Annotated in this window: 18 protein-coding genes and 1 pseudogene; 8 read left to right on the forward strand and 11 right to left on the reverse strand. The window is 52.1% G+C overall.

All coding sequences use genetic code 11. The annotated features are described in order from the left end of the window. The first annotated feature begins 82 nt into the window (after positions 1-82). A complete protein-coding gene (gene punR / locus JSN25_RS15295; RefSeq protein WP_038640367.1) occupies positions 83-1,015 on the forward strand; it encodes a DNA-binding transcriptional activator PunR in 933 nt (310 codons plus the stop codon). On the opposite strand, the gene purR is transcribed toward punR, so the two are convergent. Beyond that, positions 1,012-2,037 (reverse strand): HTH-type transcriptional repressor PurR, encoded by a 1,026-nt coding sequence (gene purR / locus JSN25_RS15300; RefSeq protein WP_038640368.1) that lies wholly within the window; start codon positions 2,035-2,037, stop codon positions 1,012-1,014. The two genes, punR and purR, sit on opposite strands and share 4 nt — an antisense overlap. 297 nt (positions 2,038-2,334) lie before the next feature. Here purR and cydH point away from each other — a divergent pair, with 297 nt between their 5' ends. Then, the gene (cydH, locus tag JSN25_RS15305; RefSeq protein ID WP_003029209.1) at positions 2,335-2,424 is read left to right on the forward strand and encodes a cytochrome bd-I accessory subunit CydH; all 90 of its coding nucleotides are present in this window, start codon (positions 2,335-2,337) and stop codon (positions 2,422-2,424) included. Between the two features lie 175 nt (positions 2,425-2,599). Continuing rightward, a complete protein-coding gene (locus JSN25_RS15310; protein ID WP_150344990.1) occupies positions 2,600-3,769 on the forward strand; it encodes an MFS transporter in 1,170 nt (389 codons plus the stop codon). 39 nt (positions 3,770-3,808) lie between these two features. Here the strand turns inward: JSN25_RS15310 and sodB are convergent, their stop codons facing one another. After that, the gene (gene sodB / locus JSN25_RS15315) at positions 3,809-4,390 is read right to left on the reverse strand and encodes a superoxide dismutase [Fe] (protein WP_003029205.1); all 582 of its coding nucleotides are present in this window, start codon (positions 4,388-4,390) and stop codon (positions 3,809-3,811) included. A 127-nt stretch (positions 4,391-4,517) separates the two neighbouring features. After that, positions 4,518-5,348: a C40 family peptidase gene (locus JSN25_RS15320; RefSeq protein WP_038640372.1), complete on the reverse strand. Its 831-nt coding sequence runs from the start codon at positions 5,346-5,348 to the stop codon at positions 4,518-4,520. Positions 5,349-5,682: 334 nt separating this feature from the next. Between JSN25_RS15320 and grxD the strand changes: the two genes are divergently transcribed. After that, entirely contained in the window at positions 5,683-6,030 is a 348-nt protein-coding gene (grxD, locus tag JSN25_RS15325; protein ID WP_003832760.1) for a monothiol glutaredoxin 4, read from the forward strand. Between the two features lie 53 nt (positions 6,031-6,083). Here the strand turns inward: grxD and rnt are convergent, their stop codons facing one another. From rnt to JSN25_RS15345, 4 genes are all read right to left on the reverse strand, one after another. Continuing rightward, on the reverse strand, positions 6,084-6,731 hold the full coding sequence (gene rnt, locus JSN25_RS15330; protein ID WP_038640374.1) for a ribonuclease T: 648 nt from the start codon (positions 6,729-6,731) through the stop codon (positions 6,084-6,086). Positions 6,732-6,826: 95 nt separating this feature from the next. Next, a complete protein-coding gene (gene gloA, locus JSN25_RS15335) occupies positions 6,827-7,234 on the reverse strand; it encodes a lactoylglutathione lyase (protein WP_038640376.1) in 408 nt (135 codons plus the stop codon). Positions 7,235-7,331: 97 nt separating this feature from the next. Continuing rightward, positions 7,332-8,429, reverse strand: a complete 1,098-nt coding sequence (nemA, locus tag JSN25_RS15340; RefSeq protein WP_038640378.1) for an alkene reductase — start codon at positions 8,427-8,429, stop codon at positions 7,332-7,334. A 54-nt stretch (positions 8,430-8,483) separates the two neighbouring features. Further along, positions 8,484-9,083, reverse strand: a complete 600-nt coding sequence (locus tag JSN25_RS15345; RefSeq protein WP_038640379.1) for a TetR/AcrR family transcriptional regulator — start codon at positions 9,081-9,083, stop codon at positions 8,484-8,486. 100 nt (positions 9,084-9,183) lie between these two features. Here JSN25_RS15345 and JSN25_RS15350 point away from each other — a divergent pair, with 100 nt between their 5' ends. The 3 genes from JSN25_RS15350 to sodC all read left to right on the forward strand — a co-directional run bounded on the left by JSN25_RS15350 (position 9,184) and on the right by sodC (position 10,975). Next, entirely contained in the window at positions 9,184-9,423 is a 240-nt protein-coding gene (locus JSN25_RS15350; protein WP_038640381.1) for a DUF1289 domain-containing protein, read from the forward strand. 49 nt (positions 9,424-9,472) lie between these two features. Continuing rightward, positions 9,473-10,369 (forward strand): aldo/keto reductase, encoded by an 897-nt coding sequence (locus tag JSN25_RS15355; protein ID WP_038640383.1) that lies wholly within the window; start codon positions 9,473-9,475, stop codon positions 10,367-10,369. A gap of 81 nt (positions 10,370-10,450) precedes the next feature. After that, complete coding sequence (gene sodC / locus JSN25_RS15360; RefSeq protein ID WP_038640384.1) at positions 10,451-10,975, forward strand: superoxide dismutase [Cu-Zn] SodC; 525 nt, start codon at positions 10,451-10,453, stop codon at positions 10,973-10,975. Here sodC and JSN25_RS15365 read toward each other — a convergent pair. The 3 genes and pseudogenes from JSN25_RS15365 to JSN25_RS15375 all read right to left on the reverse strand — a co-directional run bounded on the left by JSN25_RS15365 (position 10,976) and on the right by JSN25_RS15375 (position 14,091). Beyond that, positions 10,976-12,992, reverse strand: a pseudogene (locus JSN25_RS15365) (FUSC family protein). Continuing rightward, a complete protein-coding gene (locus JSN25_RS15370) occupies positions 12,989-13,852 on the reverse strand; it encodes an efflux RND transporter periplasmic adaptor subunit (RefSeq protein ID WP_038640386.1) in 864 nt (287 codons plus the stop codon). The pseudogene JSN25_RS15365 and the gene JSN25_RS15370 overlap by 4 nt, the downstream one beginning before the upstream one ends. Before the next feature lie 2 nt (positions 13,853-13,854). After that, complete coding sequence (locus tag JSN25_RS15375; RefSeq protein ID WP_038640388.1) at positions 13,855-14,091, reverse strand: DUF1656 domain-containing protein; 237 nt, start codon at positions 14,089-14,091, stop codon at positions 13,855-13,857. 192 nt (positions 14,092-14,283) lie between these two features. Here JSN25_RS15375 and slyA point away from each other — a divergent pair, with 192 nt between their 5' ends. After that, positions 14,284-14,724 (forward strand): transcriptional regulator SlyA, encoded by a 441-nt coding sequence (gene slyA, locus JSN25_RS15380; protein WP_019076732.1) that lies wholly within the window; start codon positions 14,284-14,286, stop codon positions 14,722-14,724. A 46-nt stretch (positions 14,725-14,770) separates the two neighbouring features. Here the strand turns inward: slyA and slyB are convergent, their stop codons facing one another. After that, a complete protein-coding gene (slyB, locus tag JSN25_RS15385) occupies positions 14,771-15,238 on the reverse strand; it encodes an outer membrane lipoprotein SlyB (RefSeq protein WP_003029175.1) in 468 nt (155 codons plus the stop codon). Positions 15,239-15,394 lie beyond the last annotated feature (156 nt).

Below are 15,394 nucleotides of genomic sequence, written 5' to 3' on the forward strand. Positions count from 1 at the left end.
TGCCGCTGAGTGTAGTGAGTGTAATTCACGCTGTGAAACGCTAATATTTGCTTACTGATTTCAAATTTTTTGTAGGCAGAATATGTGGTCGGAATATTCACTTGAAGTGGTTGATGCGGTTGCACGCAACGGCAGTTTCAGTTCAGCCGCGCAGGAGTTACACCGCGTACCTTCGGCGGTAAGCTACACCGTGCGCCAACTGGAGGAGTGGCTGGCTGTACCGCTTTTTGAGCGACGCCATCGCGATGTGGAATTAACGCCTGCCGGCGCGTGGTTTTTAAAAGAAGGGCGCTCTGTTATCAAAAAAATGCAGATCACTCGTCAGCAATGTCAACAAATCGCCAACGGCTGGCGAGGACAACTGGCAATCGCGGTAGATAACATTGTCCGTCCCGAACGTACCCGACAGATGATTGTGGATTTCTATCGCCACTTTGATGATGTGGAACTGCTGGTTTTTCAGGAAGTCTTTAATGGTGTCTGGGATGCGCTTTCCGATGGGCGTGTGGAGCTGGCTATTGGCGCCACACAGGCCATTCCGGTAGGGGGGCGCTATACCTTCCGCGACATGGGCATGCTGAGCTGGAGCTGCGTGGTGGCCAGCCATCATCCGCTGGCGTCAATGTCGGGGCCGCTAAGCGATGATACGTTGCGCAACTGGCCGTCACTGGTGCGCGAAGATACCTCGCGTACATTGCCGAAGCGTATAACCTGGTTACTGGACAACCAAAAGCGCGTTGTGGTGCCTGACTGGGAATCTTCCGCAACCTGTTTATCTGCGGGATTGTGTGTAGGCATGGTACCAACACATTTTGCCAAGCCGTGGATTGATAGCGGTAAATGGGTGTCGCTGCAGTTGGAGAATCCCTTTCCTGATGCCGCGTGTTGTCTGACATGGCAACAGAACGATACCTCGCCAGCACTGAGCTGGTTGCTGGACTATTTAGGTGATAGCGAAACGCTGAATAAAGAATGGTTGCGGGAGCCAGATGAGGCCCCCGCACAACAGGCTTAACGACGATAATCGCGGAATGGACCGTCAGCAACGGAGCGGCGCTCTACCAGACGCGGATGAACCTCGATAGACTGCGACTCTTCGCGTTTATTCACGATGCGGTCTAACAGCATATTAAAGGCCGTTTCACCCAGTGAATCCTTAGGCTGGTGAATGGTGGTCAGCGCTGGCGTGAAGAAGCGGGCGTTGCGCACGTTATCATAACCGATGAGCGAGACATCCTGCGGTACGCGCAGTCCCATCTCATCAGCAGCGCACAGCGCGCCCATCGCCATGATATCGCCACCGCAGAAGACGGCGGTCGGACGATGCGACTGTGAAAGAATTTGCTGCATGGCGCGATAACCGGATTCAGGTTCAAAATCGCCCTGTACAATCCAGTTTTCGGGAACCTTAATCAGCGCTTCTTCCATCGCTTTCATAAAGCCAGCCAGACGACCGGCCCCGGTATTCCGCTCCATAGGGCCCGGGATTGCGCCAATCTCGCGATGGCCGCGTTCTATCAGATACCGACCCGCCATGTAACCGCCCTCGAAAGCGTTATCAATGACCGTATCGGTAAAATCAGCTTTAGCTTCGCCCCAGTCCATAACAACCATCGGAATATGGCGATACTCTTCGAGCATCGAAAGCAGTGATTCCGGATACTCAGAACACATCACTAACAGACCATCAACGCGCTTTTGCGCCATCATCGACAGATAGGCCTGCTGCTTTTCAAGACTGTTCCATGCGTTGCCCAGAATCAGGGTATAGCCTTTCTGGAAACAGTTTTTCTCAACGGCTTCGATAATTTCGGCGAAATAGGCCGCTTCGCTGCTGGTCGCCAGCAAGCCGATAGACTTGGTGTGATTCACCTTCAGGCTGCGCGCAACTGCGCTTGGAGAATAGTGCAGCTCTTTGATCGCCGCCCAAACCGCATTACGCGTTTCTTCCGCGACAAAGCGCGTCTTGTTAATTACGTGTGATACGGTTGTAGTGGAAACGTTTGCTCGCTTCGCTACATCTTTAATTGTTGCCATTACATCTCACTCCAGACCATATCCTAAGCTCCTGAGAATACTCCAGGTAAACGTTTGCCTTCACACACCCTTAACGCAACGTAGGGGTTGCGGCACGCCGGGAAAACGACACGGAACGTCAGGAAGGGGTCAATGGCCGGTACGCTAATCAAGTAAGCGTGGAATTTTGTCTGATCTTAACGAAAAGGGGAAGAGTTAAAAGCAGTTATCAATATAAATCGTGAGAGATTTTTGCTTTCAAGTGTGTAAAAATGCGCAATATCACTTTTTGTGTGGGAATAAAAAGGAGAAAACTTGATGAGCACCGATCTGAAATTTTCGTTAGTGACTACCATTATTGTTCTGGGTTTGATCGTCGCGGGTGGCCTGACCGCAGCACTGCATTGATTTCCCCGAGGGAGTTAGCTCTCCCTCATCCTTTCCGTATCTATTCCCCCTCTATTGTTTGCGAATAAGCAAAAGTCTTTTGCAATTTTGTTAACTTTATTAATTTTGCGATCAATGTCATGCTTTTGACTCTTATTTTATGTCGCGCCACGGCTCGACGTTACGGAGTCGATATATGAAAATCAATTATCCCTTACTGGCGCTGGCGATTGGCGCGTTTGGCATTGGCACCACCGAGTTTTCGCCAATGGGATTATTGCCCGTGATTGCCAAAGGGGTGGATGTCTCGATTCCCGCGGCCGGGATGCTGATTAGCGCGTATGCGGTTGGCGTGATGGTGGGGGCTCCGCTGATGACACTGCTGCTGTCCCATCGCGCGCGACGTAATGCGCTGATATTCCTGATGGCTATTTTCACGCTGGGCAACGTGCTTTCCGCTATCTCGCCGGATTACACCACGCTGATGCTGTCACGTATTTTGACCAGTCTTAATCACGGAGCCTTTTTTGGTCTCGGCTCTGTGGTCGCCGCAAGCGTGGTACCTAAACATAAGCAAGCCAGTGCCGTGGCAACCATGTTTATGGGGTTAACGATTGCCAATATTGGCGGTGTTCCCGCGGCGACGTGGCTTGGTGAGACAATCGGCTGGCGGATGTCGTTTATGGCGACGGCGGGTCTGGGCGTCATCGCTATGGTCAGCCTGTTCTTCTCATTACCGAAAGGTGGGGCAGGAGCGCGCCCTGATGTCCGCAGCGAACTGGCGGTACTTATGCGCCCACAGGTGCTGTCGGCTCTGCTGACCACTGTGCTGGGCGCAGGCGCGATGTTCACGCTTTATACTTACATCTCGCCGGTGCTGCACAGCATTACCCATGCCACACCGGTGTTTGTGACCGGAATGCTGGTATTAATTGGCGTCGGATTCTCGATCGGAAACTATCTTGGCGGCAAACTGGCGGATCGTTCTGTCAACGGTACGCTTAAAGGCTTTTTGCTGTTGTTGATGGTTATTATGCTGGCCATTCCCTTCCTCGCGCGTAATGAGCTGGGGGCGGCGGTCAGTATGGTCGTCTGGGGCGCGGCGACGTTTGCGGTGGTTCCGCCGTTGCAGATGCGGGTGATGCGCGTTGCCAGCGAAGCGCCAGGGTTATCATCGTCAGTCAACATTGGCGCGTTTAACCTGGGAAATGCGTTAGGTGCGGCAGCCGGTGGGGCGGTGATTTCCGGTGGTCTGGGCTACAGTTTTGTACCCGTGATGGGAGCGATTGTGGCGGGGCTTGCGTTACTGCTGGTCTTTATCTCGGCAAGAAGGCAATCTGAAGAAGTCTGCACTGCCTCCAGCTAAGGCTAAAACGCAGAAGGGGGGCCCTTCTGCGTTATCATTTTATGCTGCGAAGTTCTTCGCAACAAATTCCCAGTTCACCAGCGCCCAGAAGTGCTCCAGGTAGCCAGGACGGGCATTGCGATAATCGATGTAGTAGGCGTGTTCCCATACGTCAACGGTCATCAGCGGCGTCGCGTCGGTCGTCAGCGGAGTTCCTGCGTTGGAAGTAGAAACGATAGCCAGTTTGCCATCCGTTCCTTTAACCAGCCAGGTCCAGCCAGAACCGAAGTTTTTGATAGCGGCATCGGTGAATTGCGCTTTGAAATCCGCAAAGCTGCCAAAGGAGGCGGCAATTGCATCGGCCAGTTTACCGGTCGGCTCGCCACCTGCGTTCGGCGCCAGGCAGTTCCAGTAGAACGTGTGGTTCCATACCTGTGCAGCATTATTGAATACACCGCCTTCAGAGCTACGAACGATCTCTTCCAGTGATTTACCTTCAAACGCCGTGCCTTTGATCAGGTTGTTCAGGTTGGTCACGTAGGTTTGATGGTGTTTGCCATAGTGGTATTCCAGCGTTTCGGCAGAAATGTGCGGTGCCAGAGCATCTTTGGCATACGGTAATGCAGGTAATTCAAACGACATTGCTTCTCTCCTTATTATTTATATTGAGTACACACAATAGCCTCATTGTGAGTAAGGATAGGGTAGCAAATTGAAAGGTTATGCAAAAGAAGAACTTACCCTACAGCATGTTCTGTAGGGTAAGTTTTTAGCGAATTGTTTTTGGTGTCATTACCCGACGCGCGCCGACATAGTGGCGCTGCCAGTAATCTTCGCTCAGAGAAGTGATTTGAATTTCCTGACCGCTGCGCGGTGACTGAATAAATTTACCGTTACCCACGTAAACACCGACGTGATCGGCTGTACCGCGACCTTGGGTACGGAAAAAGACCAGGTCACCGTTTTTCAGCTCGCCACGTTCAATCGGTGCGGCGTCACGCAGGTGGTACATTTCATTCGCCGTACGCGGAATGCGGAATTTAACCAGATCTTTATAGGCGTAATAGACCAGACCGCTGCAATCAAAGCCGGTTCTTGGCGAAGAGCCGCCCCAACGGTAAGGTTTGCCGATTTGGTTCATCAGGGTGGACATAGCGGTTTTCGTCGCTTTCTGCACTTTAACTTTATGCGCCTCAGCAAGCGTTGTCGGTGCGGCGGTTTTCACTTTCACACAGCGCGGTTTATGACCTTTGCGCGGCGTACATTTTTCAGTCCAGGTAACGGCAGCGGTTTGTGCTGCGGCATTTTTGCTGCGGCGGTTTACCGTTTTAGTCGATTTTGCCGGAGTGGCTGTGCGTTTTTTAGAAGAGGAGGCTGTTTTGCTACTGGTTTTGCTGGTGGTTTTTGTCGCCGATTTCTTGTTGGTCCTGGCTGTTTTTTGGCTGGTTGTTGCGCTTTTCTTTTTATCTACCGTTTTGACGGTGTGGGAACTGGTAGGTGTCGTCCTGGCCTGCTTGGAAGCATGCGCCATAGGCGTAAAAGGCAGTGTAGTAAAAAGTAAAGCACAGAGCGTGATCGAGATTCGGTTTATCCGCGCCACTGAGCAGTCCTCTGTTAAGGCAGGTCTATCATACCTGCGTGTGATTTTCAAAACTTGATGATTCTAATCTATCGAAACGGGGAAAGTTAATAGCTTTTTTTGTTTAACGCGGCGTTTCGTTACCGACCGCAAAAAAAAACAGCAAATCAAAGTGTAGCCGGTGAATAAATAATCAAAACCATACACTTCGAGCGGGTAAGTAAGATTAAGAATGCAACTTTTAACGGCAGGCGATAAAATAATAACGCGTAATAAAAATGTTATTTTCCGTTGCCTGCCTGACCCGCTACAATGTCAGACTACTGCCGTAAAAGAAGTTTAAGGAAGCAAGATAATGAGCACCACTATCGAAAAAATCCAGCGCCAGATCGCTGAAAACCCAATTCTCCTGTACATGAAGGGTTCCCCTAAACTGCCAAGCTGCGGTTTCTCCGCTCAGGCCGTACAGGCGCTGTCCGCCTGTGGTGAACGCTTTGCTTATGTTGATATTCTGCAGAACCCGGATATTCGCGCCGAGCTGCCGAAATACGCAAACTGGCCGACCTTCCCGCAGCTGTGGGTTGATGGCGAGCTGGTTGGCGGTTGTGACATTCTCATTGAAATGTACCAGCGCGGTGAGTTGCAGCAGCTGATTAAAGAAACAGCGGCGAAATACAAAACCGAAGAGCCGGACGCTGAGTAATATCAGCTGAAATAAAAAAGCGACCTGTGAGGGTCGCTTTTTTTATCGGTCCGTTATGCGTCTTCCGGCACGGGGAGAGGCCAGCCGCCGAGGCGTTTCCAGCGGTTAACGATTTCACAAAACAGCACGGCCGTACGTTCGGTGTCATACAGCGCCGAGTGCGCCTGAGTGCCATCAAATTCCATTCCTGCCGCCAGGCATGCTTTTGATAACACAGTTTGCCCCAGCGACAGACCGCTTAATGCCGCAGTATCAAAGGTAACGAACGGGTGAAACGGGTTACGTTTCAGTGAGGCGCGTTCTGCAGCGGCCATCATAAAACTGTGGTCGAATGTGGCGTTATGCGCCACCATGATTGCCCGATTGCAGCCGCTGTCTTTAATGCCTTTACGTACCATTTTAAAGATGGCATGTAGAGCGTCGTATTCGCTGACCGCGCCACGTAAAGGATTGTTAGGGTCAATACCGTTAAAGGCGAGCGCTTCAGGCTGCAAATTTGCCCCTTCAAACGGCTCTACGTGGAAATGTAACGTCGTGTCCGGCATCAGCCAGCCTTGTTCATCCATTTTCAATGTGATGGCTGCGATCTCAAGCAGCGCATCGGTTTTGGCATTAAACCCTGCGGTTTCGACATCAATGACGACAGGGTAAAAACCACGAAAACGGTCACACAGACCGGAAAGTTGAGCGTTATCGGACATCTGGGTCTCTTAATACGGGAAAATTGCAGCGCGTATTATGGCAAAATGATGATGATAAAACTACGGGCACAGACGATCTGCGCCCGAGGGGGAGGTTAGTCGCCCAGGCCGCGCCCGGCGTCTTTCTCTTCAATTAATTCAATTTTGTAGCCGTCCGGATCTTCAACAAACGCGATCACGGTTGTGCCGCCTTTTACCGGGCCAGCTTCACGCGTCACGTTACCACCGTTCTGACGAATACGTTCGCAGGCTTCAGCCGCGTTGTCTACGCTCAGGGCGATATGACCGTAGGCTGTGCCCAGCTCATAGTTGTCAACGCCCCAGTTATAGGTCAGTTCGATCACGGCTTCACTGGTTTCAGGACCGTAGCCAACAAAGGCCAGAGAGTACTTGTATTCAGGGTTTTCGCTGGTACGCAGCAGCTTCATGCCCAGCACGTTGGTATAAAACTCGATGGAACGCTGCAGGTCACCCACGCGCAGCATGGTATGAAGTAAACGCATCTTTTTCCCCTTCGAAAATGGCTAATACATTCAAAATGTTGTTTTAGTATAGCGGCGTTGTTACGCCGCTATCAATGGCAGAACGGAGATTGTGAAGTTAGAGGGTCGGGTAATCGGTGTAACCTTCCGCGCCGCCGCCGTAGAAGCTTTCGGCACGCTGTGGGTTCAGTTCCGCTTTATGTTGCAGACGCGCCACCAGATCCGGGTTAGCGATATAAGCGCGACCAAAAGCAACGGCGTCGATCAGACCTTTCTCGATCAGCGTTTCGGCTTTTTCAGGCGTGTAAGCGCCCGCGCCAATGATCGGACCGTGGAAACGGGCACGCACTTTCTCGCGGAACGCGTCGGAATACGGCTCACCACCAGCCCAGTCCGGTTCAGACATATGCAGATAAGCGATACCGCGCTTGCCCAGTTGTTCAATCAGATACAGCGCGTCGGCTTCTTCATTCGGACCGTTGTCGACGTTCTGGAAAGAGCCAATCGGAGAGACGCGAATACCAATGCGGTCGGCACCCCATTCTTTAATACCGGCATCGACAACTTCCAGCACCAGACGCGCACGATTCTCGACGCTACCGCCGTATTGATCGGTACGCTGGTTAGAGGTTGGCGACAGGAACTGGTGCAGCAGGTAGCCGTGGGCGGAGTGCAGTTCTACCATGTCGAAACCCGCTTCACGCGCGTTAGCAATTGCCTGACGGAAATCATTAACGATACCCGGAATTTCTTCCGTTTCGAGTGCGCGCGGCATAGTCGTATCGGCACGCGTCGCCAGACCGTTTTCATCGCGCAGTGAGGTGCGGGTACCGGCGCTAATCGCGGAAGGTGCTACCGGTGGCTGGCCGTTTGGCTGCAGACTGGCGTGGGAGATGCGCCCGGTGTGCCACAACTGGACAGCAATATGACCTTGCTCAGCATGTACGGCTGCAGTGATTTTCTTCCATGCGGCAATCTGCGCTTCGCTGTGTAGTCCCGGCGCACCGGCATAGCCTTTCGCCTGGGCGGAAATCTGCGTCGCTTCACTGATGATGAGTCCCGCGCTGGCGCGTTGACGGTAATACTCGGCCATCAGCGGAGTAGGGATGTCGCCAGGCTCAATGCTGCGCAGACGCGTCAATGGCGCCATAAAAACGCGGTTTGCTGCCGTAATGGCACCCACTTTCAGTGGGGAAAACAATTTTTCAGATGACATGTGGCACTCCTGAATAGACCGGTCGTCTAGTAATAAAAGAAATAAAAACGCCTGTTAAACGGCAGGCGTTGTAATGATGGTTTTAACGTGCGCCAGCGCATTTTCCAGCGGCGTGGCGCTACGAGAAATCTTGGCCTGAAGATTGGCGCCCAGCCACAGCGCATACAAAACCTGCGCCTGCTGTAATGGCTCGCCAACAAAAGACAGACAATGATTGGCCTGACCTTTCTCCAGCGCCTGGGCCAGCAACGCAATAATGTGTCGCGCGCCTTTATCCATCGCGGTACGCATATCTTCTGACAGATCGCACACTTCGGCAGACAGTTTAACGGTTAAACAACCGCTAATAATGCCGTGCTGGCTAAACTGATTCAGGGTTTCCTGATAGTAAGCCAGAATCCTGTCGCGGTAATTTCCCGCCCCCGTATCAAAATGCGTAGCCAATCGCTGATGATAAGCCGCATAGTGGCGTTCCAGCATCGCGACGCCGAACGCTTCTTTTGAGCGAAAATAGTGATAAAACGAACCCTTAGGCACTTCAGCGGTTTTCAGTAGCTCACTCAGACCCATGCCGGTAAAGCCACGCTGCATGCACAGCAGCTCGCCAGTCGCCAGAAGATGTTCGCGTGTATCGTGTTCAGTGACTTTGTTCATGAAAGAAGCATAATAGACCAGTCGGTCTAATGCAATAGCGCTTGCGAGAAATTCAGTTAACGTCTTCAATAGATATATCAATCTTACTACAGGAGGGGATGTGGCCGAACAGCTGGAATTTTTCCCCGTCCAGAGCCCATGCCGTGGTATATGTCAGTCTGACGAGCGCGGCTTTTGCCGTGGCTGTTTTCGTAGCCGGGATGAGCGTTTTAACTGGCAAAAAATGAGCGATGCCGAAAAGCAGGACGTGCTGCGTCTTTGTCGTCAGCGCCTGATGCGTAAATTACGTGCAAACAAACCCAACCCGCCGGAAGAACCGCAACAACCTTCACTCTTTTAAATGCGTAATTGCGTATACTCGATGCACATTCATTTATAAGGAAGCTGCTATGGTTCAGCGTATTACTATTGCGCCGCAAGGCCCGGAATTTTCTCGCTTTGTGATGGGTTACTGGCGCCTGATGGACTGGAATATGTCCACGCGTCAGTTAGTCAGCTTTATTGAAGAGCATCTTGACCTGGGCGTTACCACCGTCGATCACGCCGATATCTACGGCGGATACCAGTGTGAAGCAGCGTTTGGCGAGGCGATGAAGCTGGCTCCGCATTTACGTGAGAAAATGCAGATTGTCACCAAATGCGGGATCGCCACGACGGCACGCACGGAAAATGCGCTCGGGCACTACATTACCGACAGCGCCCATATTATTGCCAGCGCGGAACAATCGTTAAAGCTGTTGGCGACCGATCATATTGATTTGCTGCTGATTCATCGTCCCGATCCACTGATGGATGCAGACGATGTGGCCGACGCATTTAAAAAATTGCACCATAGCGGCAAAGTGCGTCACTTTGGCGTCTCTAACTTCACCCCTGCGCAGTTCTCGCTGCTGCAATCGCGTCTGCCGTTTACACTGGCGACCAACCAGGTTGAAATTTCACCGGTGCATCAGCCACTCCTGCTGGATGGCACATTAGATCAATTACAACAGCTGCGTATCCGCCCGATGGCCTGGTCCTGCCTCGGAGGCGGTCGTCTGTTTAATGACGATGCCTTCCAGCCGCTGCGCAATGAACTGGCCGCGATCGCAGAAGAGTTGAACGCACAGTCTATTGAGCAGGTGGTGTACGCCTGGATCTTACGTCTGCCTTCGCAACCGCTGCCGATTATTGGTTCGGGTAAAATCGAGCGTGTTCGTGCCGCCATTGAGTCCGAAGCGCTGAACATGTCTCGCCAACAATGGTTCCGAATCCGTAAAGCCGCGCTCGGTTATGACGTGCCTTAATCGCGTTTTTGGCGCCTCACCGTTCAAATTTGTGTCACTGGTTTACACTTATCAATCAGACACCTTTTAGACGGAGGTCTTATGAAGCGTTTGAGTTTAGCCATTATTACCTTACTGGCCTGTGCAGGTGCGCAGGCTGCCAGTGAAGAAAAAGTGACGATGAATCTGGTGACGTCGCAAGGCGTCGGCCAGGCGATTGGTACTGTCTCAATTACTGAAACCGGAAAGGGGCTGGAATTTACCCCCGATTTGAAAGCGTTGCCGCCGGGTGAACATGGTTTCCATGTGCATGCCAACGGCAGCTGCCAACCGGCGATTAAAGACGGGAAGGCGTCAGCGGCGGAATCAGCGGGAGGGCATTACGACCCTCACCAAACGGGTAAACACGAAGGCCCGGAAGGGGCAGGCCACATGGGTGACCTGCCGCTGCTGGTGGTGAATAACGATGGTAACGCCACAACACCGGTCGTTGCGCCCCGGCTTAAATCCCTGGATGAGGTAAAAGGTAAGGCGCTGATGATTCATGTGGGCGGCGATAATATGTCCGATCAACCGAAACCGCTTGGCGGTGGCGGAGCGCGCTACGCCTGTGGCGTTATCAAATAATCAGCTGCTTAGCGTACCCGGTGGTGGTGCCTGTTCAAGCTGTGACAGCGAGCAATGCAGCCGCCAGACGAGGGCCGACAACTCCTGCGCAGCAGGTTGGTGATGGTGGGCGAGCGTATCGCAGATACGCTGTAGCTCGTTTAGCGTGGCATTCAACGGTCGTTGTTGGACGCCGCGCTCACTCATCACGTCGCGAAGCAACGCGATACACACGTCCCTGACGCGAGCCAGCGGATCTGAGCGCGCCTCCCAGGTACGTAGTTGCCACACCACATGCGAGCAGTTCAGCAAGACAACCCCCCAACGTAATAACCAACGCCTCGCCAGCGCATCCTGACTGTTACTCAGCTGGCTGACGTGATGATAGGTCAACGACTCAAATTCATTCTCACTGAGTGCAGGATGTCGGCTGAGCTGATCGACAAAATCCCGACGCAGGGCGCGAATATGACGGCGGCTTTTCCGCGCATCCGATCCGGGGCGTAGAATAGCGAATGCCAGCCATGACAGCGCAACGCCGGTGATTTTCGCCAAATTGTCATTCAGAAAATCAGCAAAATCGTATACCGGGGGATTCGTTACCGCGATGAACGATCCCATAAACACGATAAGCTGCCCCCAAAGCCCCGCCAGCGCAGGCATTTGTAGCTTTAACAACTGCATGGTGGCGAGGAGCGGGAAGAGAAACAGGATGAACTGCCAGAGGTCGGTAATTTGTACCATCAAACCAAACTTGACCACAAAGCTAAACAGCGACAACAGAACCAACGTGCGCATTAACAAGGAAAGTGATTTGAAGGGCGTGGCAACGGCGGAATACAACACGCTGCTGATGGCCGCGAGCGTGAGTGCGCCAGATCCTGATTCCCATTGTGCGCCAATGCTCCATGCGCCGATAAGCATCAAAGTGCAGAACGTGCGCAACCCGCTCCAGATAGCTTCCGCATTATCGGTATGGCGGGCAAGCCCTGGCGTACGAGCAACATTGATACGTTCGGCGGTAACGCCATTTTCCAGCAAATGCAGGTAATGGCTGCTACGTAAGTAGAGGCGGCAAAAATAGCGCAGCCGTTGCCAGAAGGCGACGTGTCGATAATCGCGGGCATCGACGGGCCGCAGTGGGGCGATGATACGCGCGACGGTATAGCTGTCGGTATTGGATTTGACCAGCGCGCCAAGTAATTGCTCAATGATATCGCGGGTATTAGCGGGAGGATTAGGCCAGTTCAGCAGCATTCTGCGCAGGCTGGAAATCACGCTGGTCATACGTAGTTGCTGATGCAACAGCGAATTGAGTAAGGCATTTTGGCGGCGAAAGCGGTAGTGACTCCAGAACGCCTGTATACGCAACAGGTTCATGGTCAGAATCTGACCGATAACACCTTCATGTGCCGTGCGGATGGCATCCGTTGTCTCCGGTTGCCAGAGCAAACTGGCATGTTCCAGCAAACGCGTATGCATGTTTTTCAGTGCTGTAAGCAACGTGGTGCCATCGGAGGTGCTGGGTAGGATATCATCATCATCTACCCCCGCACAAGATACCGACAATGACCTCGCATACGCGGGCCTGCGCGATATCCCATAACTGCGTGATCTCGACGGTATTGACCATGGGAAACGCGATGATCGCCGCCGTGTAACCCGCCAGTTGAAAGGCGTAGGCGACGTTATTAGTAAAATGCGCGCAGGCCCAGGTACAAAAGCCGATCCAGACTGACATGCTCAGCAGAAAAAGCCACGGTTCATTAAGGGTATGGCCGGCAATAATCAGTGCGGCTGTCGCGCCAAGTAAACTACCGGCTACACGGCCCAGGCTTTTGCTGATCACCCCGCCGACGGTAGGGAAACTCACCACCGCCGCCGAAGTCATCGCCCAATAGGGCTCGTCCAGATTGAGATAATAGGCGAAGGTTAACGCCAGACACATTGCAATGGTGTTACGCAGCGCATAACGCCACTGTGCCGGCGTGGCTTTAAACCACGGCCAATTGCCTGGCGTCAGGGGGGGCATTTTCATTTACGCTGGCCGATGGAGACGCTACAGGTGGTACCAGAGACCAGTGTGACATCCTGCGGCAAAGCGTCAAATTCAATGCGTACAGGGACACGCTGCGCCAGACGTACCCACGGCACGTTAGGTTTGATGTCGGGAATCAGACCGGAATCGCTTTCAACACTTTGGTCATAAATTGCGCGACCGATACTGGAAACGTGACCCTGTAACTTAACGTTGCCGCTATAGAGTGTAATTAACGCCGGTGCGCCTTCGCGTATGTGACGCAACTTCGTTTCTTCAAAATACCCCATCACATAAAAAGAGTGGCTGTCGACAAGAGCAAACAGCGGCTTACCGGTTGAGGCGTAGTCGCCGGTGCGGGTTGAAAGGTTGGTGACCCAGCCCGCTACGGGCGCTTTGACGACCGTTTGCGACAGTTGCCATTGCGCCTGGCGCAAACTGGCCTCGGCTGCTTCAACGCTTGCCTGCATCGCTTTTACGTTGAGGTTGGCGGTATCCAGATCTTCGGCTGAGATATAATTTTGCGATAAGTGACGACGGCGATTGGCTTCGTTATTCGCTTTTGCCAGATCGGATTGTGCTTTCGCCAGCTGTGCTTGCGCATTCAGTTCAGCAATGTGAAACGGCGTCTTGTCGATAGTAAACAGGACATCACCTTTATTCACGAACTGGTTATCTTTTATATTGAGTTCATTAATGCTGCCCGAAACCTGCGGTGTGATGCTGACCTGTTCTGCGCGCACTTTGCCATCACGTGTCCAGGGCGATTGCATATAGTAATTCCACATCCACCACCCGGCAAAAACTGCGATTGCAGCGACTATAATGGTTGAGAAGTATTTAATGGTTTTGAGCGACATAATCACCACACAATCAGCATAACAAAGGCCAGACCTACGCTAAGCGTAAAGAGAGACAGATCCATCAACAGGGGATGCCATATCTCACCGGAATAAATCCAGTCGCGCAGCAGGCGATGAACAACCAACCAGAGAATAAACCCTGCGACAAACGCCTTGAAAATGGGAGGGAAGTAGACAGATGCACCGATCATTAAATCTTGTAGGGGCAATCCTGTTGCATTAAACATAAACTTCACGGGCAAAATCCTTGACGGAAGAGAGCATTGCTATAGGTTTAGCAAAAAAGAGACGATGAGTCTCTGTAACACATAATGTCTGAAAAAATGTCAACCGGTAAGCAAATTTGGCAATACATTTGTTTTGAGAATACAAATGCTGCACACTATTCTAAAATCAGTACAATAACTTAGCAAGCTAATTATAAGGAGATGAAATTGGAATCGCCATTAGGTTCTGATCTGGCACGGTTGGTGCGCATTTGGCGTGCTCTGATTGACCATCGCCTGAAACCTCTGGAGTTGACGCAGACGCATTGGGTTACGCTGCACAACATTCATCAGTTGCCACCGGATCAATCGCAGATCCAGTTGGCTAAAGCGATTGGCATCGAACAGCCTTCGCTGGTACGTACGCTTGACCAGTTGGAAGAAAAGGGACTCATTTCACGACAGACTTGCGCCAGCGATCGTCGGGCAAAGAGAATTAAACTGACTGAGAAAGCCGAACCACTGATCGCAGATATGGAAGCGGTTATCAACAAGACACGTGGAGAGATTCTGGAAGGGATTTCAGCTGAGGAAATTGATCTGCTGATAAAACTGGTCGCCAGACTGGAACACAATATTATTGAACTGCAGTCTCAGGGCTGAGACGAGAGATGACGTGTGGCCAGAGCCTGACCACACGTAAATTCGATTAACGTGGAGACACGGTAACCTGGCTGCCGTTGTTCGCCATAACAACACGCTGACCCGCAGAGAATTTGGTCGCGCCCTGTTTCTGAACCACCATGATGGTATTACCATCATCCTTACGGATTTCCAGTTCGACACCCTGAGTTTTATTCATCGCGCCTTGCACGCCCTGGCCCGCAACGCCACCGGCAACTGCGCCTGCAGCCGTCGCTAATGAACGACCCGTACCGCCGCCGACGGTGTTACCCAGGAACCCGCCGAGCACCGCACCACCGATAGCGCCAATTACGTTTGCGTCATCGCCACCCTGGATTTGCACCGGACGAACATGAACAATCGTACCGTAGGTAACGTTCTGAACTTGTTTCGCTTCGGATGCGGTATATACGTCGCCTGAAAGGCTATCATTGTTCACGCAGCCCGCTAAAGATACGCCCATTAATGAAACAATCAGCACACGTTTAATCATTTACAAATCTCCTTTGTCACCACGAAACGCTAATAAAGCCCCATCATGGTTAAATTATATGGCATTTGTGAGCCTGAGGTCACATGTTCCACTGGCACAATATGAAAATCTTAACCGAAATCGGATCAACCGAGTATAAACGAATCATTCATATAA

The organism is Citrobacter cronae (assembly GCF_016893685.1).
GTDB classification, from domain to species: domain Bacteria; phylum Pseudomonadota; class Gammaproteobacteria; order Enterobacterales; family Enterobacteriaceae; genus Citrobacter; species Citrobacter werkmanii.